General features: G+C 50.1%; 1 protein-coding gene. It reads right to left on the reverse strand.

Translation table 11 applies throughout. From position 1 onward, the window contains the following. Window positions 1-29: 29 nt before the first annotated feature. A complete protein-coding gene (locus HGH91_RS21480) occupies window positions 30-26,153 on the reverse strand; it encodes a Calx-beta domain-containing protein (RefSeq protein WP_168740858.1) in 26,124 nt (8,707 codons plus the stop codon). Window positions 26,154-26,650: the final 497 nt, after the last annotated feature.

Genomic DNA, 26,650 nt, shown 5'->3' on the forward strand with positions numbered 1-26,650 from the left:
TTTTTTGTAGCAGATAATATTGTTATCTCTTACCGTAATATGGTTACCCATCCTTTGTACTTCTTGATACCGCTTTCTTTCCTTACTTCCAGTATATAGTAGTAGGTACCTTCATTCAGGTTAGAACCATCCCAATCGTTATGGTAATCCTTCGACTGGTACACCTGTCCACCCCAACGGTTGAAGATAAAGATGGCCGCACCCGGATATTTTTCCAACCCGCCAATGATGAACCTTTCGTTCTTACCATCGCCGTTCGGTGTGATCACATTCGGGAATGACAGGTCTGACCCTTCTACCGCTATCGTTGATACGCCTATGTTATTGGTACTATCGGCATCCGGCATATTGGTACTGTAAGCGGTTGCTTCGTTGATCAGCTTACCGCCTTCAATTACGCGGGATGTCAGCGTCATCTGCACACTGGCTCCTACTGGCAGGTCACCGATATTCCATTCTACCAGTTTAGAAGCTTGTGTTACTACCACATCTCCCCGGTCTGCTGAAGTATGAGTTGGTATATCCAATTGTACCGGTAAGTGGTCTTCTGCCTTCACGCTGGTGACAGCGATATTACCCACGTTCTTCACCGTAATGCGGTAAGTGAGGTTTTGTCCCATACGGTAAGGTCCTGCTACCGGTGAAACGATTTCTTTGGTAACGATCAGATCGCCCGCCAGTTTATCATCGTCAGCAATCGTTACAGTGGCGTCGGTGACTGCACCCGTTGTGAAGGCGTAGTCGGCTGACTGACCGCCGGTGAGTTTGAACACCACTGTTTCAGGTCCTTCCACTTCGCGATCGTCCTGCACTATTACAGGAACAACTACACTGCTGGCGCCGGCCGGAATGGTGATCGTACCGCTGATGGCCGTGTAATCTGCATCCGGTGTAGCGCTACCGCTCATCATATACTGTATGGTGATAGGTGCTGCCGTACGCTTGCCGCTTGCCAGGCTAATGGTAAATGCACCGTCAACGTTAGGTTCTGCAGCGTTTGGCTTACTTGCAGTGATCAACAGACCCAGGTTAGTGTTGTCGTCATCTGCTATGTTTACGGTAGCTGTTTTATTAGCGCCTACTGTATAGTTAATGGAGCTTGATTTGCCGCCGGTAACAGTGAGTACTACGGTTTCAAGTGGTTCTATCAGGTCATCGTCTGTTACATTTACCGGCACTGTTACGCTGTTTTGACCTGCCGGAATCACTACCGTACCTGTAAGTGCCTGGTAGTCGGCGCCAGCCGTTGCACTGCCTGCAATGCTATAGGTAACGGTGATGTCTTCTGCCGGTATTTTACCACTGGCAAGCTTGATCGTGAATTCACCTGCTGTAGACGGTTCTGCGGCATTGGCCTTAGTAGCGCTGGCTTCCAGGTCCAGGTTGATATTGTCGTCATCAGCGATATTCACGGTAGCGGTGTTGCTGCTACCTGGTGTGAATACCAGGCTGCCGGCTTTACCACCTGTTCCGGTAATGATCACGGTTTCGTTTCCTTCTATCAACTGGTCGTCTATCACGGTTACCGGTATGGTAACACTGTTCTGACCTGCAGGAATTACCACCGTGCCGGTTAAGGCCGTGTAATCAGTTCCGCTCGCCGCGGTACCTGCTACCGTATAGGTGGCGGTGATATCCATCGCTGCACTAACGCCAGTTGGTAAGCTGATGATGAAGCTGCCGTTGGTAGATGGCTCTGCGCCATCGGTACCCTTGGTTACATTCAGTACCAGGTTCGCATCCACTACTTCATCATCGAGGATGTTAGCGGTGGCGCTACCAGCGTTGGTGAAAGTAAAGTGACCGGAGCTGGCGCTGGTTGGTGTCAGGATAACTGTTTCAGTACCTTCTATCACCTTGTCATCTTTTACTACTACTGGTATGGTGATACTGTTCTGACCTGCAGGAATAGTCACAGTACCTGTCAGCGCGGTGTAATCTGCGTTGGCGGTAGCCGTACCTGCTACGCTGTAATTTATGGTGATGTCTTCTGATGAAGTAACACCTGCCGGTAATCCGATAACAAAGCTACCGTTGGTGGACGGCTCTGCACCGTCTGTTCCTTTGGCGGTCAATACCAGCTTAGCCGGAGTGATACTTTCATCGTCGGCAATATTCACCGTAGCATTACCATTACCAGTGAAGGTAAAGTGAGCGGAAGTTCCGCCGCCCAGGGTGGCTACAACTGTTTCTGTAACTTCTATGATCTGGTCATCCATCACTACTACCGGGAGCGACACGCTATTCTGACCAGCCGGGATCACTACGGATCCTGTAAGGGCAGTATAATCTGCACCGGCAGTAGCGGTACCTGTTACCGTATAATTTACCGTAACATCTTCTGATGAAGTGATACCTGCAGGGAGACTCACTTTAAACCCGCCATTGGTAGATGGTTCTGCACCATCGGTGTCTTTGGCGATCGTCAGTGCCAGGCTGGCCGGTGTAATGCTTTCATCATCGGCGATGTTAACAGTGGCATTACCATTACCGGTAAACGTGAAGCTATTGGAAGTTCCTCCGTTTAAGGTCATGATCACCGTTTCGGTCACCTCAATTACCTGGTCGTCTTTCACCACCACTGGTATCGCTACACTGTTCTGGCCTGCAGGCAGGGTGATCGTTCCTGTGATGGCGGTGTAGTCTGTTCCGCTGGTAGCGGTGCCGCCAATACTGTAGTTAACAGTAATGTCTTCGGAAGAAGCAATGCCGGCTGGGAGGCTGATGCTGAATGCACCGTTTGTTCCCGGTTCTGCGGCATCGGCTGTTTTCACTACGCTCAATACGCGATTAGCCGGCGTGTCTTCATCATCGGTAATATTCACGGTAGCATTACCAGTACCGGTAAAGGTGAAGCTGGTGGATGTACCGCCATTTAAGGTCATGATCACGGTTTCGGTATTCTCGATGAGCTTATCATCTATTACCGTTACCGGTATGTTCACGCTATTCTGACCTGCAGGGATGATAATGGCTCCGGTAATAGCGGTATAGTCTGTGCCGGCAGTGGCGGTACCTGCAATGGTATAGTTCACCGTTACATCTTCGGAGGATGCAACACCTGCAGGCAGGCTGATGGTAAACGCGCCGTTGGTACCCGGTTCTGCGGCATCTGTGGTTTTAACTATGGTCAGCGTTCTGTTTCCGCCGTCATCGTCAGTGATATTTACGGTGGCATTACCAGTACCGGTGAAAGTAAAGCTGGTAGAGGTTCCGCCGTTCAGCGTCATCAACACGGTTTCAGTAGGTTCGATGAGCTTATCATCTATTACTGTTACCGGTATGTTCACGCTATTCTGACCTGCAGGGATCGTGATGGCGCCGGTGATAGCAGTATAGTCTGTACCGGCGGTAGCTGTGCCTGTAATTGTATAGTTTACGGTTACATCTTCAGAAGAAGCAATACCGGCAGGCAGGCTTACTTTAAATCCGCCATTGGTAGACGGTTCAGCAGCATCGGTTACCTTACTTACGGTCAGTACACGGTTAGCCGCTGTATTCTCATCATCTGTAATATTCACGGTAGCATTACCAGTACCGGTGAAAGTAAAGCTGGTAGAAGTACCGCCGTTCAGCGTCATCACTACGGTTTCTGTATTCTCGATCACTTGATCGTCTATTACAGTTACCGGTACGTTTACGCTGTTCTGGCCGGCAGGAATAGTGATAGTTCCGTTGATGGCCGCATAATCGGTGCCGCTGGTGGCCGTACCGCCGATGGTATAGTTAACCGTGATGGCTTCGGATGAAGCGATACCTGCTGGCAGACTAATTTTAAATCCGCCATTGGTAGCCGGTTCAGCAGCATCGGTTACCTTACTTACGGTCAGTACGCGGTTAGCCGCTGTGTTCTCATTATCTGTAATATTCACGGTAGCATTACCTGCACCGGCGAACGTAAAGCTGGTAGAAGTACCACCGCTCAGGGTCATAATCACCGTTTCTGTGTTCTCGATCAGCTGATCGTCTATTACAGCTACCGGAACGCTTACGCTGTTCTGACCTGCCGGGATGGTGATGGCCCCTGTGATGGCGGTATAATCTGTACCGCTGGTAGCTGTACCGGCAACTGTATAGTTTACGGTAATAGCTTCGGAAGAAGTGATGCCTGATGGCAGGCTGATTTTAAACGCGCCGTTAGTACCAGGTTCTGCGGCATCGGCTGTTTTCACGATGCTGAGCGTGCGGTTAGCCGCTGTATTCTCATCATCCGTGATGTTCACCGTAGCTGCACTGCCAGCAGTGAAAGTGAAGCTGGCGGAGGTACCGGTTGTAATGGTCATGCCCACCGTTTCTGTATTTTCCAGGATCTGGTCATTGATTACCTGTACAGGAACCGTTACACTGTGCTGGCCAGCAGGGATCACCACGGTGCCTGTGAGCGCAGTATAATCTACGCCGCTGGTAGCGGTACCATTAATGGTGTAGGTTACTGTGATAGGCTCTGATGAAGCTATCGTGCCTGGCAGACTAATGGTGAACTCACCATTGGTACCTGGTTCTGCAGCCTGCTTGGTAGCCGTTACGTTGAGTATACGGTTGGCCGCAACATCATCGTTGTCCAGTATGTTTACGGTAGCGTTGTTGTTACCCGTGAAGGTAAAGTTCGTAGAAGAACCACCGTTCAGCGTCATCACAACGGTTTCTGTATTTTCAATCAATTGATCGTCGATTACCGGTACCTGAACGGTAACACTGTTCTGACCTGCCGTGATCAGGGCGGAAGCGCTGAGCGTGGTGTAGTCAGTACCTGCGGTGGCCGTGCCACTGATAGTATAGTTTACGGTCACGTTCTCAGCAGCGGTAATACCTGCAGGCAGACTAATAATAAATGTACCGTTGGTAGATGGTTCAGCTGCATCGGCGCCTTTTACCACGGTGAGTACACGGTTAGCCGCAGTGTTATCATCATCTGTAATATTCACGGTAGCATTACCAGTACCGGTGAAAGTAAAGCTGGTAGAAGTACCGCCATTCAGCGTCATCACCACTGTTTCTGTCGTTTCAATCACCTTGTCGTCGATCACCGGCACGGTTACAAATACCGTGTCTTTACCGGCCGGGAAGGTTACGGTGCCACTCAGGGCGGTGTAATCCAGTCCGCTGGTAGCGGTACCACCGATAGCGTAATTCACGGTAATGTCTTCGGAGGCGGTGATGCCTGCCGGTAAGCTGATCGCAAACTGGCCGTTAGTGGCTGGTTCTGCGGCGTCGGCCTTTTTGGTGACAGACAGTACGCGGTTGGCCGTGGTATTGTCATCGTCTGCAATATTTACGGTAGCAGTACCGCTGGTTGCGCTGGGCGCAAAGGTAAAGCTGGCAGAGGTACCATTGGTCAGCGTCATGATCACCGTTTCGGTGTTTTCAATGATCTTGTCATCTGTTACCGTTACTGGTACGCTAACGCCGTTCTTACCAGCCAGGATAACTGCTGAACCGGTGAGACTGGCGTAATCGGTGCCATTCACGGCAGTTCCTGCGATCGTGTAATTAACGGTGATATCTTCGGCAGCGGTGATACCAGCAGGTAAACTGATATTGAAGTTGCCATTGGTGCCTGGTTCTGCAGCATCTGTGGTTTTAACTACTGTCAGCGTTCTGTTTCCGCCGTCATCGTCGGTGATGTTCACAGTGGCATTACCAGTACCGCTGAAGATGAAGCTGGCAGAGGTTCCGCCGTTCAACGTGAGGATCACGGTTTCTGTGCTTTCAATGATCTGGTCATTGATCACACTCACCGGAACGTCCACGCTATCTTTTCCTGCAGGGATCACCACGGTACCGCTGAGGGTATTATAGTCGGCGCCGCTGGTGGCCGTACCTGCAATGGTGTAATTCACCGTAATATCTTCTGACGAAGTTACTCCACCAGGCAAACTGATCGTAAACTTACCGTTTGTAGCCGGTTCCGCTGCGTCGCCTGCATTTTTTACACTCAGTACCCGGTTAGCTATAGTGTTATCGTCATCTGCGATATGCACGGTAGCATTGCCGGTTGTACCGCTTGCCACGAGCGTAAAGCTGGTGGATGTACCTCCTGTGGCCGTCAATACAACGGTTTCTGTATTTTCTATAATCTTATCGTCGATCACGCTAACGGTTACAGGCACATTTGTCTGACCCGCCGGGATCACCACCGTGCCGCTAAGCGCAGCGTAATCTGTACCACCGGTAGCAGTGCCACCTACGGTGTAGCTAACAGTGATGTCTTCCGATGCAGTATAACCTGCCGGTAATCCAACCGTAAACGTTCCGTTGGTAGCTGGTTCTGCACCGTCTACAGGATTGGTCACGTTGATCACCAGGTTGGCAGCCATGTTGTCATCATCCGCAATATTCACGGTGGCGTTACCGCTGGTAATGCTGGTAACGAAGTTGAAGCTGGTACTTGTGCCGCTGGTGAGGGTCATCACCACGGTTTCTGTAGTTTCGATCACCTTATCGTCGATCACCGGCACGGGTACAAATACGGTGTCCTTACCAGCCGGGATGACCACTGTACCGCTCAATGCGGTGTAATCTTTTCCACTGGTAGCGCTGCCGCCAATGGTATAGTTTACGGTGATGTTTTCGGAAGCAGTGATGCCAGCAGGCAGCGTGATGGCAAACTTGCCATCAGTACCCGGTTCTGCGGCATCGGTTATTTTGGTGACAGACAGTACGCGGTTAGCCGCGTTGTTGTTATCATCATCTGCAATATTCACGGTCGCGCTGCCATTACCTGTTAACGTGAAGGTAGTGGAGCTACCCCCGTTGAGGGTCATGATCACGGTTTCTGTATTCTCTATCACCTTATCATCTATTACAGGTACTGATACTACTACCCCGTCTTTACCAGCCAGGATCACAGCTGTACCAGCGAGTGCGGTATAGTCTGTGCCGCTGGTAGCGGTACCCGTAATGTTATAGTTCACCGTGATGTCTTCTGATGCAGTATATCCTGCAGGCAATGTAATATGGAAGGAACCAGGAACAGACGGTTCTGCCGCATCTCCCGCGTTGGCAACGCTCAGCACAAGGTTGGCTGCCACGTTGTCGTTGTCGGTGATGTTTACAGTGGCATTGCCGTTACCGGTGAAGGTAAAGCTGCTGGAAGTTCCTCCTGCCAGGGTGGCGATTACGGTTTCTGTAGGCTCTATGATCTTATCATCTGCCACTGTAACCGGAATATCTACGGTACCTGCTCCTGCCGGGATAACTACGGTGCCGGTTAAGGCGGTGTAGTCAGCACCTGGGGTGGCAGTACCCGCCACGGTATAGTTCACGGTGATGGCTTCAGCCGTGGTGATACCGGCAGGCAAACTGATCGTAAATGCCCCATTGGTAGATGGTTCCGCTGCATCGCTCTTCCGCACAATACTCAATGCAAGGTTAGCCGGTGTAAGCGATTCGTCATCAGTGATATTAACGGTAGCGGTACCTGCTGTGGCGCTCGGAACCAACGTGAAGTCGGTGCTGCTGCCGCCGGTGAGGGCTACCACCACAGTTTCTGTAGGCTCTATGATCTTATCATCTTTCACAATTACCGGCAGGTCAACGCTATCCTTACCAGCAGGCAGCACGATGCTGCCGCTGAGGGTATTGTAGTCATCGCCGCTGGTGGCTGTACCTGTTACGGTATAATTCACGGTAATATCCTGGGAAGCTGTGTAGCCGGCAGGCAACTTGATGGTAAAGGCGCCATTGGTAGATGGTTCTGCACCGTCGTTCTTCTTCTTGATGCTCAGCACAAGCGCCGTGGCGGTATTGTCGTTGTCCACGATGTTCACCGTATCAATGCCATGAGTGCCGCTGGCGGTAAAGTTAAAGTGAGTGCTGGCGCCGTTGTTCAGCTGCATGATCACAGTTTCAGTAGTTTCTATGATCTTATCATCGATCACTGTCACCGGCACTATTACCTTGTCGCTGTTAGCCGGGATCACCGCAGTACCGCTGAGGGTCGTATAGTCGGTGCCGTTAACCGCCGTACCGGTAATGGTGTAATGAACGGTAACGTCTTCTGCTACGGTTACGCCGTTAGGCAGATTAATGCTGAAGCTTCCGTTGGTACCCGGTTCTGCAGCATCGGCGGTCCTGGTTACCGTCAGCGCCGTGTTGGCAAGTGTATTATCATCATCCGTAATGTTCACGGTAGCGTTACCTTTAGCAGGGTCGGGGGTGTATGCTGCACCGCCGGTGCCACTAGTGATGGTCAGGGTCACGTCTTCTGTAGGCTCAATGATTTTATCATCTATCACATTAACGGCTACCGGCGCATTCGGATCTCCGGCTGGTATCACCACGGTATTGGTCAACGCGGTGTAGTCTGCGCCGGCAGTGGCGGTACCTCCTACGGTATAAGTCACAGTGATCGGCACAGCTGCGGTATAACCGGCAGGCAGGCTTATGAGGAACTGACCGTTGGTACCTGGTTCTGCGGCGTCGCCATTATTGATAACGCTCAGCATCCGGTTGGTTGGATTGTCATCATCATCGGCGATGTTCACCGTAGCGGTGGCAATGCCGGCGGTGAAGGTATAGTCCGGAGAAGCGCCACCTATAACGGTGAGGACTACAGTTTCTGTACCTTCTATGATCTTGTCGTCTTTCACGGTAACGGGCACGTCTACACTGTTCTGGTCGGCAGGTATTACCACCGTACCGGAAAGGGTGCCGTAATCTGTTCCGTTGATCGCGGTACCGGCAATGGTGTAATTCACAGTTACCGGTTTAGCCGATGTTATATTAGCAGGCAGGCTGATGGTAAACGCACCATTCGTACCGGGTTCTGCTGCATCTGCTTTCTTTGTGATGCTGATCACCTGGTTAGCCGGTGTATTGTCATCATCGGCGATGTTAACGGTCGCAGTACTGTTACCAGTAGCTGGCGTGAAGTTAAAGCTGGTGCTGGTGCCACCAGTCAGTGTCATCACCACTGTTTCTGTACCTTCTATGATGTCGTCGTTGGTTACAGGAACGGCCACTTTAACATTCGGTTGACCGGCAATGATCTTCGCGGTACCGGTGAGCGTAGTATAGTCAAATCCTGCACCTGGGGTGGCGGTACCACCAATGGTATAAGTTACATCGATGTCTTCAGACGCGGTGTAACCGGCAGGCAGACTGATGGTAAACTCACCAGGAGTGCCTGGCTCTGCACCATCGGCTGTTTTCGTCACAATCAATACGCGGTTAGCAGCGGTACTGTCATTGTCGATGATATTCAGGGTGGCATTGTTACCTGCCGGATCTGCGGTATAAGTGAACGCATTTGCGTCTGTACCACCAGTCAGGGTCAGTATAGCCGTTTCCGTAGGTTCTATAATCTTGTCATCGCTAACGATCAGCGGTATGGTAAAGCTGTTGGTATTAGCCGGCAGCGTAACGGCGCTGATGGTATAGTCGGTGTTACGGGCTGCGGTACCACTCATGTTGTAACTGAACGTGATATCGGCTGCAGAAGTATAACCGGCAGGCAGACTGATAGTATAAGCGCCATTGGTACCTGGTTCAGCCGCATCGTCTTTTTTCACCACTTTCAGCACCTGGTTCACCACAGTAGCATCGTCGTCTGCGATATTAATGGTAACACTTTTGTTAGCCGGATCTGGCGGGAAGATAAAGGAGTTGGGCGGAGTATTTCCGTCGCTTGCACTACCCGACAGTAGCGTAATGATCATGGTTTCAGTAGGCTCAATGATCTTGTCATCCAGTACTTTGAGCGGTACATCTACATCGTTTTGGAAAGCTGGAATCGTGATCGTACCAATCGCTTCATAGTCCTCACCGGAAGTAGCGGTGCCGGATATGCTATAGCCAATGGTAACAGGCCATGCCGAAGTAGCCGCACCCGCCAGCTTCACCTTGAAGCTTCCGTTATTGGACGGTTCAGAAGCGTTAACAGGCGCAACTACCTGTATAGGCGTGCTGGCAGCAGCGTTCACATCTATGATGTTCACCACAGCACCGTTGCCGGATGGATCTATTGTGAATGGTAAACCGGCAGAATTAGCAGTCAAAAGATTCATTACTACGGTTTCCGGTCCTTCAACGATACCGTCGTCAATAGCGGCTACATCAATGAACACGTCATTAGAGCCCGCCGGTATGGTGAAAGTATTGGAAGGTACGGTTGGTAAAGTGTAGTCAATCGGAGTGGTGGCCGGACTATTAGCGGTTCCCCCCAGGTTAAAGGTCACTACCACGTCATATTGGGCAGTAATGCCTGGTGGCAGGGAAACCCTGTAGCGGCCATTGGTACTGCCTTCTATCGCGTCAGACACTTTAGTAAGCAGCACTACGTTACTGTTGGCAGTGTAGTCGTCATCCGCAATATTCACAGTCGCAGCGCCACCTCCGGCAGCCACGGTATAAGTAAATTGCGTATCGCTGCCACCGGTAATCGTCATGTCCACGGTTTCAGTTGGCTCTATGATCTTGTCGTTGATCACATTCACAGGAACGATTACACTGTTTTGGCCAGCAGGGATGGTAATGGTACCAAGCGCCTGGTAGTCTGCGCCAACGGTAGCTGTACCGCTGGTGCTATAAGTTACGGTAATATCCCTCGCAGAAGTAATATTGGCAGGCAGGCTCACTTTGAAGCTGCCAGGAGTAGATGGTTCTGCACCATCGGCGTTTTTGGTCACTGTCAGTACCTGGTTGGCGGCAGTGTTGTCGTCATCATCCAGGGTCACCTGGGCGTTGCCATTGGTGCTGCTCACGGTATAAGTAAAGCTGCCGCTGGTACCACCGCTAAGCGTAAGGTCCACTGTTTCCTGACCTTCGATGATTTGATCATCAATTACGGTAACAGGAACGTCTACACTATTCTGACCGGCCAGGATGGTAGCCGTACCTGTCAGCGCCGTGTAGTCTTTACCACCGGTGGCAGTGCCGGCGATGGTATAAGTAACGGTAATATCTTCTGATGGGAAGACGTTGGCTGGCAGGCTGATTTTAAACTTGCCGTTGGTACCTGGTTCTGCGGCGTTGCCATTATTGGTAACGCTCAGTACACGGCTGGCGGCGGAGTTTTCGTCATCGGCAATATTAACGGTAGCCGCAGCATTGGTCGGGCTGGCCGTATAAGTCAGGCCTCCGCCGCTACCACCGGTAATCGTCATGATTACGGTTTCGGTATTCTCTATTAACTGGTCGTCTTTCACTAATACCGGCACCGATACATTAGGCTGGTTGGCCGGCAGGATCACCGTACCGGTAAGCGCGGTATAATCAGACCCACTGGTGGCTGTACCAGCTATGGTATAGTTGACGGTGATAGGCGCTGCTGCGGTATAACCAGCAGGCAGGCCAATGGTAAAGGCGCCATTGGTAGCCGGTTCTGCGGCATCGCCGCCATTGATCACACTTAATACCTGGTTGGCGGCAGTGTTATCATTGTCGGTGATATTAGCGGTGGCGCTGCCGTTGGTAGCGTCGGGTGTGAAGGTAAAGCTGGTGCTGGTGCCGCCTGTAAGCGTGAGTATCACGGTTTCTGTACCTTCTATGATCTTATCATCTATTACATTTACCGGTATAACTACACTGTTTTGTTTGGCAGGTAGTACGATACTGCCTGTCAGCGTTGTATAGTCGTTACCGTTAGTAGCGGTACCACTAATGGTATAATTAACCGTTACTGGTTCTGATGAAGACACGGTTCCAGGCAGACTTACCTTGAAGCTGCCGTTACCGGCAGGTTCTGCAAGGTCTGACTGTTTCACGATGCTGAGCATGCGGTTGGCGGCAGTATTGTCATCATCGGCAATGTTCATCGTTTCCTGGCCATTGGTAAGACTAGGCGTGAAAGTGAGCGTGCTGGTGCTACCACTGGTAAGCGTTACGATCACTGTTTCTGTATTCTCGATGAAGTCATCATTGATCACATTCACCGGCAATGTGGTGCCGTTTGAACCGCCAGGGATGATAACGGTACCACTCAGGGCGGCATAATCGGAGCCTCCGGTAGCAGTACCGCTCACAGTATAATTTACGGTGATCGGTTCAGGTACTGTTATACCTGCCGGCAGGTTAATTTTGAAAGTATTGTTTGTTCCCGGTTCAGCAGCATCGCCTGTTTTGGTGATGCTCAGCACGCGGTTAGCAGCGTTATCATCGTTATCGATAATGTTGCCTGTTGCGCTGCCTTCCACCGGATCTGGTGAGAAAGTGAAATTAGCAGACGCTGCATCTGTGATCGTGATTATTACGGTTTCTGTACCTTCTATAATCTGATCATCTACCACGTTGGCCACTATTGCTGTTGAGGTGCCACCAGCTGGAATGACAGCTGTTCCGCTGAAATGCGCCGGGTTGATACCATTATAATCAACACCTAAAGTAGCTGTACCACCTATGGTATAATGTATGGTTACCGGTTCTGAATAGGTAATACCCGGAGCCGGGAGGAAATTGAATCTCAGTGAGGCGCCGCCTTCTGCTCCATCGCGGGCCAACTGTACCCTTACCACACGGTTGGCTGGCGTATCATCATCATCTGCAATGTTAACCGTAGCAGTTTGGGCTGCTCCAGACGCAGTATAGGCAGACGTACCGTCAGTGCCGCCGGTGAGGGTCATCACCACCGTTTCTGTTACTTCAATGATTTTATCATCGTTCACAGTCACTGGTACGGTTACAAAAGGTTGGCCTGCCGGTATGGTAGCAGTGCCGCTTAATGCAACGTAATCGGCCGTGCTGGTAGCCGTTCCTCCTATTGTGTAATTCACAGTAATAGGAGCGGAAGAAGTGACGCCTGTAGGCAAGCTGATTTTAAATTCACCCGGCGTACCTGGTTCTGCACCATTGCCATTATTAACAACGCTCAGCACACGGTTGCCCGCAGTATTGTCGTCATCAGCAATATTCGCGGTGGCCGCACCATTAGTGCCGCTCACGGTATAAGTGAAGTTCGTAGAGCTGCCGGCCGTAAGTGTCAACGTTACTGTTTCTGTGCTTTCTATCACCTGGTCGTTGATAACGGCAACAGGCAGCGTAATGAAGTTCTGTCCTGCCGGAATGGTAGCAGTACCACTTAAGGTCGTATAATCTGTACCGTTAGTAGCCGTTCCGCCAATGGTATAATTCACCGTAATGTCCTCAGAAGGTGCAACGGTTCCAGGCAGACTGATCTTGAAGGTAGCGTTGGTAGCCGGTTCTGCGCCGTCGGCAGTTTTGGTGATACTCAGCACCCGGTTGACAGACGTGTTATCATCATCCAGGATATTCACGGTGGCATTACCGTTGGTACCACTGGCCGTAAAGGCAAAGCTGGTGCTCGTGCCGCTGGAGAGCGTCATGACTACCGTTTCAGTATTTTCCATCAGCTGGTCGTTGATCACGGTCACCGGTACGGTTACACTATTCTGACCTGCAGGTATGATGGCTGTATTGGTGATGGTGGTATAGTCGGTGCCATTAATCGCCGTACCGCTAATGGTGTAGGTTACGGTAATAGGCTCGGCAGCCACAATGTCGTCGGCTGCGGTAGCACCTTTAGGCAAACTGATTTTGAACCGGCTGTTGGTACTTGGCTCAGATGCGTCTCCTCCGTCGTTGGTCACACTGAGGATACGGTTGCCAGCGGTGTTATCATCATCAGTGATATTGGCAGTAGCGCTGCCATCCGTGCCGCTGATGGTGAAAGCAAAGCTGGTGCTGGTACCGCCAGTCACCGTTGCAATGACAGTTTCTGTATTTTCGATGATCTTGTCATCGACAACGGTGATGGGTAAAGGAATGCTGTTCTGTCCAGCAGGCAGCACGATAGAAGTTCCCAGGGCGGTATAGTCTGCGCCACTGGTAGCGGTACCGGAGGATGTATAGGCTATGGTTATATCTTCGGAAGAAGTGATATTGGCAGGGAGCCCGATCGTGAATTCCCCGTTGGTGGATGGCTCTGCAGCATCCGTTTTCTTCTTGATACTGATCACGCGGTTAGTCCCTGTATTGTCATCATCTGCAATGTTAACAGTGGCGCTACCGTTGGTAGGGCTGGCAGTATAGTTGAAGTTAGTGCTGCTGCCACTGGTGAGTTTTACTATTACCGTTTCAGTATTTTCAATCACCTGGTCGTCGATTACATTAACAGGCAGTACTACACTGTCTTTACCAGCCGGTATAGTTACAGTACCTGCAAGAGCGGTATAATCAGACCCACTTTGGGCTGTACCAGCTACAGTATAGTTGACAGTGATGTCTTCGGTAGGTATTACACCTGCCGGTAAATGGATCGTAAACTCACCATTGGTGGATGGTTCGGCGGCATCGGTTTTCTTGGTTATGCTCAGCACAAGATTGGTCGGTGTATTCTCATCATCAATAACATTTACGGTAGCGCTCACAGCGCCGGCAGCTGGTGTCAGCGTGAAGTTGGCAGAGCTGCCATTGGTTACGGTTACGATAACTGTTTCAGGTTTTTCCAGCAACTGATCGTCCAATACCAGCACCGGCAATGTTACGCCTGGCTGGCCCGCAGGAATCACGATCGACCCGCTCAGCGCCACATAATCTGCACCTGGAGTGGCGGTACCGCCAATTGCGTAGTTAACGGTGATGTCTTCAGATGAAGTAACACCAGCAGGCAAGCTGATATTGAAGGCGCCATTGGTAACAGGTTCTTTGGCATCCTTGATCCAGGTAACCCCTACGGTAGTTTTGGCAGGATCATTACTGTCGTTGTCCGCAATGTCTAAAGAAGCGGTTGATTGTGTAGTACTGATATTATAAGCGTTACCACTTACGCCGATAGCGCTGCTCAGGGTAACGTTCACATTTTCTGTTATTTCCAGGATATTATCATCGGTCACCGTTACAGGCAGGGATATACTATTGCTGCCGGATGGGAAAGTAACGGTACCTGTGAGCGTAGTATAGTCGCCGCCGTTATTGGCAGTACCACTCACGGTATAGCTTACGGTGATGTCTTCAGTAGATTTTACGGCTCCCGGCAGGCTGATTTTGAAGGAACCATTCTGCGCTCCTTCTTTACCATCCTGTACTTTGGTGATAGCCAGCGTTTGGTTAACAGCGGTCAGGCCACCGAAGGTGGAGAAGTTCTGTATACCGCTGAATTCAACGTAGTTCACACCATCTTGCTGACCGGTAGCTGAAGGATTGAGCTCTGTGATATTAGCCAGTCCTTCAGGGGCCAGATCAGCCAGGGTAGCGGTGATATCGCCGCTGTGTTTAAACCAGGTCCAGCGTTGCGTACCGGTTACACCACGGGTGCCGGAAAGCATATTTTCTGCGTTGGTCTTTTCTGCCGGGTTCCAGAACAGGCGAACGGTAACGCCGCCATTCTGTGTCAGGGCAGCACCAGTGTAGGTGATTTGCAAGAGTCTGCGCATCAGCTGCGTACCATAGTCGGTACCGCTGTTTTTGCCCAATGCGGTAGTCATATCCCTGTTCACATCTACCAGGGCAGACAGCTTGGAAAGATCCATGGTATTGCCGTTGAGGGCAATAGAAGCAATATATTTCTTCGCATCCGTAGGATCGTAGAAATACAGGGTATCGTTGCTGACACAGGTGGCAGTAACTGTTCTCACGGTAGCATCCGGTACCAGGTTAGCGGTACGTTGCAGGTGACTGGTAACGAGTGTAAACACTACGCCATCTTTCAGTCCGCTCACATTCTCAAAGCTCACAATATTGCCGGCAAAGTTGGTAGCCGGAATTTCACTGATGGTACCGGTAGCAAAGTTACCATCGCCATCTTCATCCACCATGATAGAGAAATCTTTCAAAGCGGTGCCCGTCGTGGTAATGCCGGTCAGATCAAACTGCATGCTGAGCGGCTGTGTGCTGATATCGTAGTTGGTAAACTGTGCTTTCCATTCCTGTGTGAGACGCTCAGGGATACAGCTGCCCACCGGCAGGTCTGTTCCCATTACGGTGAGGGCGTTGCTATTGCTGCCCAACAGGAGATAGCTTTTATCTGCGCCGAAAGTATTGGTATTATCAGCGTTGGTAGCGGTGATGGAGCGCATACCGATTGTCAGGATGGAACCTGTATGGATGCTGCGGGACTGTTTCTGCACCAGCGCTTCCCGGTCATCGCGACCAATACCGAAGATGTTGTTTTTATAAGTGTTGTTAGTTGTTGCGTTCCAGATCACGGAACCATCTGTAGCCAGGTAGTTCTGCGCCGCGGTGCTCTGGTCGAGCGTGATACCATATTTAACACCCAGGTACGATTCTACCTGTTGTGATTCGGTAGCGGTAAGAGCCGATTTGTATACGATTACTTCAGGGATTTTACCGTTGAAGATGCGGTTATCAACGGTGCTTTGATCGGTAGTACGTCCAGCTATTTCAAAGAAACTACCGTCCGTCTGCGTTCCAAGGATGCCGCCAATCGAGCCTTGCTTACCATTCAGCCAGGTGCTTCCACCCTGCGTATTGTTCGCACTGATATAAATACCCCTGGCGATGATAGGTCCGGTATAGAGAGGTGTGATTTGAGCCGCGGTACCTCCATTGCCATCCAGGCCAAAAGTACCCCCGTTTGTATAAATCAATCCCCTGCCGGAGGCGCCGGTTGTTGTCCAGTTGCCGTTAGAGGCGAAGACGCCGGCTATGTTACCTGCAGGAAGGCCTTCCGGTTTAGTTACAGAGAAGATAGATAAGTTGGTAGATGTATTCCAATTAACGCCAGCATCTCCTTTAAGAGATTTGCCTGTGGCCCCAGTGAAATCAACGGCCGGGTTGAAGTTGATGCCATTTGGTACCTGAACGATGTCTGCGGAAGCAGCAATAGGATCTGTATGGGCAACTGGCGCTGCACGCAGTTCAGTGGCCATAGAGCCTGCCTGGTTCAGCCATTGCTGCACCTGGTTGCTTCCATCCACCTGCACGTCTGCATCTGCTTTCACCCACAGCATTTCATTGGCAACGCCACCCGGCGCTGTTACGTAGCTGGCGAAAGTAAAGTATTGTCCGTTGGTCAGATCCAGGTTCGCTGTGTAGCTGGCCACGCCGTTCACATCGGTGGCAGACAGTTGTATAAACTGATCCGTGCCATCAAAGGTAGCGTCGTTGCTCACTACCAGGTAAGGCGTGGTAGCAATTTTCGGTAACTGGTCTTTCCGGACAGCAATATTCACAGTGCCTACGGTACCGGATTCCTGTATTTTCCACACTCTAGCCATGCGGGTAGTTACCGCCGGGTTGCCAGTAATGGTAGTCGTGAAAGTGGTGCTGGCACCATCGTCACCCCACACCATATATGATTTATCTGCGGAGAAAGTATTGGTATTGCTAAAGTTGTCTGCCGCAATACCGCCGAGGCCCACTATGGGCTGTAAGCCGGTATTGATGTTCTGGCTCTGCTTCTGTGTAAGGCCTTCTACATCATCGCGACCGATACCGGTGATATTATTTTTATAAGTGGCATTGGCGGTGGCATCCCATACTTTGGTAGTGCCATCGGTAGCCAGGTAATCTCTTGGGGTAGCCTGATCCATTGTATAACCATACTTGATGGCCAGGTAAGTGGATACCCGTTGCAGCTCGTTGGTGCTTAACGCAGTCGGATATACGATCACTTCACCAATGGTACCTTTCCAGGACTGTGCGATGTCCCAGGGAGCGCTACCAATTTGAGCGCCTCCGGTAGTGGTGTTCCAGGCCTTAGCCAGGGGGCCGCCTAACGTCTTCATCTTGCCATACAGGGTAGCATTACCCCCATTCCCGGTCCATACGCCCACCATTTCATTAAATACATTAGGTTGCCAATAGCCAGCTGCGCTGGTCACGTCGTTTGCCCAGCCCACAAAATCAGCGGTACCGTTACCGCCTATGGCTGCGAGGCCTACGCCCTGACTGGTGGTATTGCCGCCATATCCGATAACATAACTGTTACCGGTGAGGGAAGACAAACTACCCGCGCCGAAGAATGTTCTGGCGCTGATGCCCACTGGCAGTTTATTGATATCGAGATTCAGGAAATCTGCTCCGTCAAATTTCACCACCGGGTTAAAGTTGGCGTTAGTGGCCGCGTTGCTCATAAACAACGGTTGATTAACCGCTGTAGCCTGCGTACCGTTATTCAGGTCGGAAGCGTAATCAGTCCAGCCGCTGATAGCTGCATTATCGGTAGTGCTGGAAGTACCTGCATCGGCACGGAGCCAGAGGGAAGTGCCCACTACTCCACCCGGCGTTTTGATAGATGCACCATAGGTAAAGTATTGGCCACTGGTCAGATTAACGTTGGCAGCATAGTGTTTCACGCCATTGAGCGTCATGGCGGTTACCGGGATGAACGTGTCGCTGCCATCGAAAGTAGCGTCATTGCTGACAATAAGATAGGTTTGTGCGGCATTGGGCAGCACATTGAACGGTATGGCTACCTGTACAGCGCCTACTGTACCGGTTTTTTGCGCACGCCATACCCTTGCCATGCGGTAGTTGGCCACCGGGTGACCGGTCAGCGGCGTTTTAAACAAGCTGCTGTTACCATTATCGCCCCATACCATGTATGATTTATCGGCAGCGAATGTATTAGTATTGCTGAGATTTGTTTCAGTAAGATTATTCAGACCAATGGCCAGCTGCATACCGCCAGTTGTATTGCGGGATTGTTTCTGGTTCAGGTCTTCTGCGTCATCACGGCCAATACCAGTGATGTTGTTTCTATAGCCGCTGTTGGCGGTAGCATCCCATACGGTGTTGCCATTGGTAGCCAGGTAGTTGGTAGCGCCGTTGTTAAGCGTAATACCATACTTGATGGCCATGTAGCTGTTCACCTTCTGCTGTTCAACCGGCGTAAGCGGATTCGTATATATAATCAGGTCGCCTATGCGGCCATTGTAGGAGCTGGCGTTCGACCACCCCAGCTGGAATGGGCTGTTGTTACCCGTGAAATTACTGGTGTTATTACCATTGGCTACATTCAACCCATTCTTATAAATAGATTGCTTGTTAGCGCCCAGACTAATATCGTCGGTTGTTGTCCAGAGAACAACGGAGTCGTTAACGTTGCCTGCGCTATAAGTCAGACGGTTGCTGACATAAGGAGGATCCCAGTACACAACATTATCTCCCCAGGTAGCATGTAATGTAAACTGGGTACCTGTTCCGGCAGGTTCGGTAAATACAACCGTGTTAAGATTAGTGGCCTGGCTGCCCGCATAAAATGCCGCGGCAGCATTGTAGGTACCATTTTTCAGGAAAGAGCCACCTGTCATCGCATTAGGCGCACCGTTAAACCTTACCACCGGGTTAAAGTTGAGGTTTACAGCGGCATTATCCCTATAAGTAGGCTGATTAGCCGGTATAGCCTGCGTTACATTATTCCCGTTAGGACTATAATCATTCCAGCTGCTAATTTGCGCACTGTCGGCAGTAGCAGAAGTAGCGATATCAGCGCGTAACCATAACAGGTTACCGCTGGCTACGCCACCCGGATATTTCACCGGTGCGCCGAAGGTGAAGTAAATACCATCAGGCAACTGGCTGGAGTTGAGTGTAATGGTTTTGTCTGCATTCAGCGGCAGTTCCTGGCTGATCGTTGCAAAGGTAGGATCCGTACTGATCAGCATATATACTTTCGTGCCGGTTGCATTGGCTTTCAGCGTTATGTTCTGATCGGTCCAGCTGGTTTTACCCACCTTCCAAACGCGCGGCAGGCGGCGGGTAGCGTTGGTGCCGCTTACAACTGTAGTGTAAGAGGTAGCAGACTGGCCGTTATCTCCAAATACAAAGAAAGATTTATCGTTGGTAATAGTACTGCTGTTCTGTTCATTGGTCAGCGGAATATTAGTACCCAGCGAGAGGGTTACAAAACCGGTATCTACACTGAGCGATTGTTTTGTATTCAGTGCAGTGGCATCATCTCTACCAATACCAGTAATGCGGGATTTATAAATAGGGTTGGCTGTCCAGTATTTGGAGCCATCTGTAGCCAGGTAATCAGTAGTACCACCGTTGAGCGTGATACCATATTTAATACCAAGATACGATTCCACGGACTGACGTTCCGCATCTGACAACACCCGGTTATAGGCGATCACTTCTCCCATTTTTCCATTCCAGTAAAGCCCCCTGGCCGCAATGGTGCGGGAGCCTATGGAAATAAAATTGGCAGTGAGCGGCGTTAAATTAATAGTCCCCTGGTTGTCGAGCTTGTAGTTTTGAAATACACGTACCCCATTTGGCGTATTATTCGATTGGCTACCGCTAAAAATGTAAGGTTTGTCAGATTGGAAGGCGTTATTACCCGTTACAGCTACTACCGATGCGGCATTCTCCAGGTACTGCAGTTTCCCTGAGACAATCCTGAATTCCATCCCATGAGCTGATCCTACAGTTCCACTACCAATAAGATCACCCGCATAATCGTACACGGTACTACTACCTACCGCAAAAACGGTCGCGCTAGCTGGATCTATACGTGTGGTAGTAATGTCAAGATAGTCGTTCGTGCCGTCGAATACCAGGCCATAATTGAAGTTGAGTGCCTTTGCATCGGTGATAGCCTGGTAAGCCACTGTGTCTTGTGCCGCGTCATTACCTTTATTACTGTAGTCGCTCCATTTGCTGCCGCCCGAGATACCATCATCTGCACGCAACCAGAAGGATACGCCATTGGTGACTCCATTCGGACCGGTAACGTTTTTCGCAAAAGTAAAGTAAGCCCCATCGGCCAGCTGGCTGCTGTTAAGCGTAACAGTACCATCAGCATTCAGTGGGTACACCGTAGTACCCGCCCCAAAGGTATTATTGGCGCTGACTAACAGGTAGGTACGTGCATTTCCTCCGGATAACTGGAGGGTAATATTCTGGTCAACCCAATTATTTTTCTGTGCTTTGAAGACGCGGCCCATGCGGCTGTTGATCTTACTGATACCGGTAACCGGTGTCTGGTAAGTCGTTGCGCCGGCATCATCTCCGAACGTGAAGAAGGAAAGATCGTTAGTAATAGTGGTGGAATTGGCTTTGTTGGAAACCGCCACCGCTGTACCCGCTGCAATGGTCACAATACCGGTATCTGCAGCCACGGATTGTTTCTGCAGCAGCATGCCTTTATCGTCACGGCCAATACCGGTAATATGTTTGGCATAAGCGCCACCGGTAGCCGCCTTCCACATAGTAGTTGTTCCATCGCTGGCGAGATAATCCATTGAGGCATCTATTCCTAATGTGAGGCCATAACGCAACGCCATGTAGGACTGTACCTGCTGACGTTCGAGGGCGCTCAATTTGCGGGAGTATAAAATAACTTCGGGGATATCTCCATTAAATACGGAGTTATGACCGGCGCCAATATAATCTTTATTACCAGCAGGTGACAAGAAGCTCACTGCATTGGCATTGGCTGTCAGTAATACTTTACCATCAATACCTGTAGCCCAGTCATTGGTATCACTCCAACTGTTGAGCATATGGGCATTACGCACATTCACACTTGCCGGGTAAGCAAAGTTACGGCGTGCGGTGTTGGAACCGAAATACGTATATTGATTGTTGTTACTCCAGGTATATACAGATTGACCGCTGACATAAGTACCGCCAAATTCAAACGGATAGTTAGTCGTCGCCGAAGTATTATCGACATTAGATGTTTGTACGGTAAATACTTCACCAGCAGTAAAAGTATTCGCTATCTCTGGTTGTTGCATGAAATAATTACCACCAGCGTTAGTACCCACGAAGCCTATACCCGGGTTAAAGTTGATAGATGTTTCCTTCCACGGGAGCGTGCCCGCAAGCGCAAGTCCCCATGTACGACGGGCAGGACTCAGCTCTTTCCACTGGGTAACATTGTTACCACCCACTACCGCGCTATCGGCCCTGGTCCATACTTCCAGCCCTGCTCCCACACCAGCCGGAGCGGCCTGCGTAGTAGCGAAAGTGAAGTAGGCGCCATCTGGCAACTGGTCGCTATCCAGTGTTATCACACCATTTGCATCCAGCGCATATGATTTATCGCCTGCGCCAAAGGTATCGTCGTTGCTCACTAACAGGTAGGTGGTATTGTTTCCGCCGGTAAGTGATAAGGTAACAGGGCTTTTAACCCAGTTAGTGCGGTCTGTTTTATAGATACGCGACATGCGTACGTTGAGATTCCCCTGGCCGGTAACCGACTGGCTATAGGTAGCCGGTTGGCCGTTATCACTGAAAGTAAAGAAGGAAAGGTCATTGGCGATGTCAATGGCATTCTCAGCATTAGAGGCGGCGAGGCTGCTTCCTATGCCAATGGTTACATTAGCGCCATCGAGTTGGGAGCGGCTTTGCTTCTGCAACAAGGTACCATTATCATCTCTACCGATACCCGTGATGCGTTCGCCATAACCCGTGTTTTTGGTAACAGACCACATCCGGGTGGTACCATTGCTGGAGATATAATCGGTAGGGGCGCCAGCGGCAGTTTTCAAGGTAAGCGCATATTTCAGGCCCAGGTAACTATTTACCTGCGCACGCTCCGTGGCATTTAACTGCCTGTTGTAGAAGATCACTTCTGAAATACGGCCGTTGAAGATAGAGTTCTGACCTGCACCGATGGCATTGTTTAGCGATCCTCCTCTGGTGAAATTCACAGGAAAACTGGCACTGCTACCCATTGTTTTACCATCAAAATTCAATGACCAGCTGCCGGGGGCACTCCAGTTATTTAATAAATGTGGTAGTTGTATATTAATACCAGGCAACCCATAGCCAGGCCGTGTGGTGGTACCAAAGTGCGTATAGTGACTTCCGTTATACACATAAAACGGTGCGCCACCTGCTACCGTCGGATCACCACCAAATTCAAAAGGGAAACTCACCGCCGTAGAAGTACCCGGCAGGTTAGATAACTGTACAGAAAATATTTCACCGGCGGTATAACCTTCAGTGAATTTCGGCACGGTGAAGTAGTTATTCCCTGTGAAGCTGATCGCCGGATTATAGTTAATGGTATTCTTTTCCCAGCCTATGGGCAGATTAGACGCAAAAACCGGCCATTCACGTTGTACGGCCTGATCCTGCCACTTGAGAATGCTGCCGTCAACAACCGATGTACCTGCATCTGCTTTTACCCATGTCTGCAAGTTATTGGCTACACCACCCGGATACCGCTGCTGCTGTCCGAAAGTAAAGTAAACACCGTTGGCCAGGTCAGCACCGGAGAGTGTAACCGTTCCCGTGCTGCTCAGTTTCAGCTCTTTGGTAACAGTACCAAAAGCCGCGTCTGTACTGATGAGCAGGTAATTGTTCCCCGCACCGCCTGCGAGCTGCAGCGTAATCTGCTGGCTATTATCCCAGGAAGCGGTTTTCTGCACACGCCACACACGGCCCATACGCTGGTTAGCGTTGGTACTGGTAACTGCCGTAGCATAACCGGTGTTTCCACCATTATCACCAAAGGTGAAAAAGCCTTTATCCTGTGTAAAATTATTACTATTAGCAGCATTGGAAGCGGCGATCGCATTTCCCAACGCGATAGTCACTATACCGCTATCCTGGCTCAGGGATTGCTTCTGGCTCAGCATACTGCAATCCTCACGGCCTATACCGGTGATACGTGCGCCATAACCTGCGTTGGCAGCAGCTGTCCATATCTGTACGGTACCGTCGCTGTTAATATAATCTGTTGCGCCGGAATTGAGGGTGATGCCATATTTGAGCGCCATGTAAGATTCAATGCGCTGTATTTCGGCAGGTGTAAGATCACGGTTGTAGATGAATACTTCCGGGATAAATACTTTTGAATATTCAGAATAAGCGGCGCCCCCTACATCTAATGTCCATACGGTACCATCGGAAGTAGGACCGTTTTTCACCAACGTACCATTACTTTTAAAATCATAAGCGCCGCTGGCCCCTCTTTCAAAAGAATAGAGTTTGCCTTTGGCGGTGATGGCGTTACCGGTGTTCAACCATCCTTCTACGTATAAGCGATTTTCGAACCCTGCATGCCATCCCATTAATTTATTACTGTTAGAGCTGGTAAACACGCGGCCAGTTTGGCTACCTTCCAATACGCCCATACCCATTATCGAATAAGCACCGGATACGGCTGCGGAAGCGGGTACCAGGTGCGCATCATTACCATCATAATAAATAGCCGGGTTGAAGTTGACCATACCGGTAGTATTGTCCGGATCGCCGACCACTGTCATGTGGTTGGCATTACCGGAAATATCTCCCCAATTCACACCATTCACCGCCTGGTCTGCCCGGTACCAGGCTACTACGCCGTTACTCACGCAGGCAGGCCCTTTCGCCGCCATCGGAATGGCATTACTAAACTCGGATGTACCGCAGGTATTGGCGGGAATGCGCAAGGTGGCCGTCCAGAAACCCAGCCCGGTAGCGCCGGGGCCGGCATTGTAGGTAATTGTTTGTGTAGAAGTTCCTGCAGATAATCCTGTTAAAGTAGTAACATAATATTGCCCGCTCGTTTTGTTCGTAGCGGGATCGTTGGCATAAATATCAATGGTGTATTGCGCACCGGCTGTTATAGCAGGTATCGTAAGTTGCAGCTGGTACTGTCCTCCGCCCAGCGCCGATGACGATACCAGTACCGGCGTCTTGCCGGCTGCATTGGTATAGCTACAGTTACCTCCCGGTAGGGAAATGCCGGCAGCAGTATTATTATATATGGAGTTTTTGGAGATGAGTACATTAGTAGGAGCTACGTTAACAACGCCCGCACCACCATTATCATGAATCACGCAACCAGTCACTTCCGCGTCTGTAACGTTGGCGGCACCGTAAAACCAAACGGCGTGGTTGGCATTGTTCACGAGTGTGTCGCCCTTAATGTCCACATCTGTGGCCCCCGCAGCGCCGCTTACCACAATGCCCGAACGTGTCTGGTTATAAAACGCCGAATTAATGATGTCCACATTAGTCCGGGCCAGGCTACTATAAAATTCAATACCATCCTCGTTCCTGGTGAAGGTAGAGTTGCTCAGCTGAAAATTGGTGTTGGCGCCTCCCACATAGATGCCGTCTATATCAAATTCATTAAAAGAAACATTGTCAATCGTTACTCCTGTAGCGGCAGCATAAAAGCCAATACCCACATCCGCATCATCGGTATTGGCGGGCTTATCAGCGTCAAACATGGAATTGGTACAGGTAAAGCCATTGACCGTGCTCTCAAACCTAACACTGGTACTCCCTCCGTAGAGCCCCGGTATACGATTTTCTGTTGTCGTCTTATTGATGGTAATGTTGCTGGCAGCGCCATTAAACCAGATCGCGTAAATATCGTTTTCATCGATATCTACAGTATCCACCGTAATATTGCCCGCAGTATTGTCGAAGCGAATAGCATAATCCCCGTCGTCATCCCCACTTACCGCATTCATATCGATCGTGGTCCTGTTGATATCAAAATTAGTGGCAGGATAATCACAATAAACCCCCAGCGATACCCCACTCCACAAACTATCTATCGTCACATTCCTGAACAATACATTATTAGCCGTTTCCACGGGGCCGGTAGTATTATCAAACATCACCGCGTTCTGAAACCCGCTGATATTACTGTTAGTCAACGTAAACCCGTTCACCCCCGCGTCCCGGAACACAATACCTTCTCCTCCTCGGGTATTATTGGCAGTGCGGAGCTGGATGTTATCCATTGCCAGGTTGGTTTGCGTACCGCCGGTAAAATAAAAAGCCCGCCCGATATGCGCAGTACCGGCCGGCTCTACGTCGGTGGAAGTGATATTTCGTATCGTCAACCCTGTAGAGGCTCCCTGTACCCTCATAAATGAATTCAGGTTGTTTCCAACGGTACTGAAAGAACGTATATTCTCTACCGTTATCCCCGATGTATTGGGAAAGATGTCCACATCAATGTCCCCGTTGTTCTGCACGGTGAAATTCCGGATAGTCACGCTGTCTGCATTAATCACAAAAGGATTGATGATGGGATTAACACCGGTAGAATACAGCGTGATCCTGTTCTGCCCATCGATCGTCAGCTTTTTGACGGTAATGGTGGGCAGGGAGGTAGCCAGCGTGATCTGCCCGTGCACATTAAACACGATATCATGCGGACCAGCGCCAGCGGCATTGGCATCGAGGATAGCCTGCCGGAATGAGCCAGGCCCCGCATCATTCGTATTGGTGACCGGGAAAGTGTTAGCAGTGGCGGCAACAGTCATCGTCATGCCAACCAGGGCCAGTAACAATCGCTTGCAATGCTTGCTGAAAAACCTTACATCGGGATTCATAACATTATTTAAGAGGGACATCATGCAATCAACATTGGGTAATAAGGGTTCGGATCCACTGTATTATATACAGAGAACCGGGAAAGATTCCTTTAGAAATCTTTATATGCTCAGGGTACGATATGGTTGTTTGCTAAGACCTACAGGCAACTCTCTTCAGCCAGTACCGGTCAAACACAAACGGTATTTATTTTACGAATAATGAAATTTGAAACTGCGGGAAAAAATAGGGTCCGCATGTAATGACAATCGTGTAAAATTCCACATAGGAAAGCATTAAGATTAGATAAAATGGATACGGGCATTATCGGTACGTTCTACGATTCATCAACCTGTTCACACGACTCCACGGAACAAGTCTTGCAGCGAAAGTAATCAAACTACCTTTTCATGACTGTCGTTGTAGTTCGATATATTTGTAGTAGTTATACTACAAGATAATTAGGGCTACTCATTTTCAAACAGGATTTCCAAAGGCAGGATCTGTCGAATTCTAT

Source organism: Chitinophaga eiseniae (genome assembly GCF_012641265.1).
GTDB lineage: Bacteria > Bacteroidota > Bacteroidia > Chitinophagales > Chitinophagaceae > Chitinophaga > Chitinophaga eiseniae_A.

Bases quoted from the DNA above. Each gene is read 5' to 3' on its own strand.
- HGH91_RS21480 (WP_168740858.1), bottom strand. From the start codon at position 26,153: ATGAATCCCGATGTAAGGTTTTTCAGCAAGCATTGCAAGCGATTGTTA.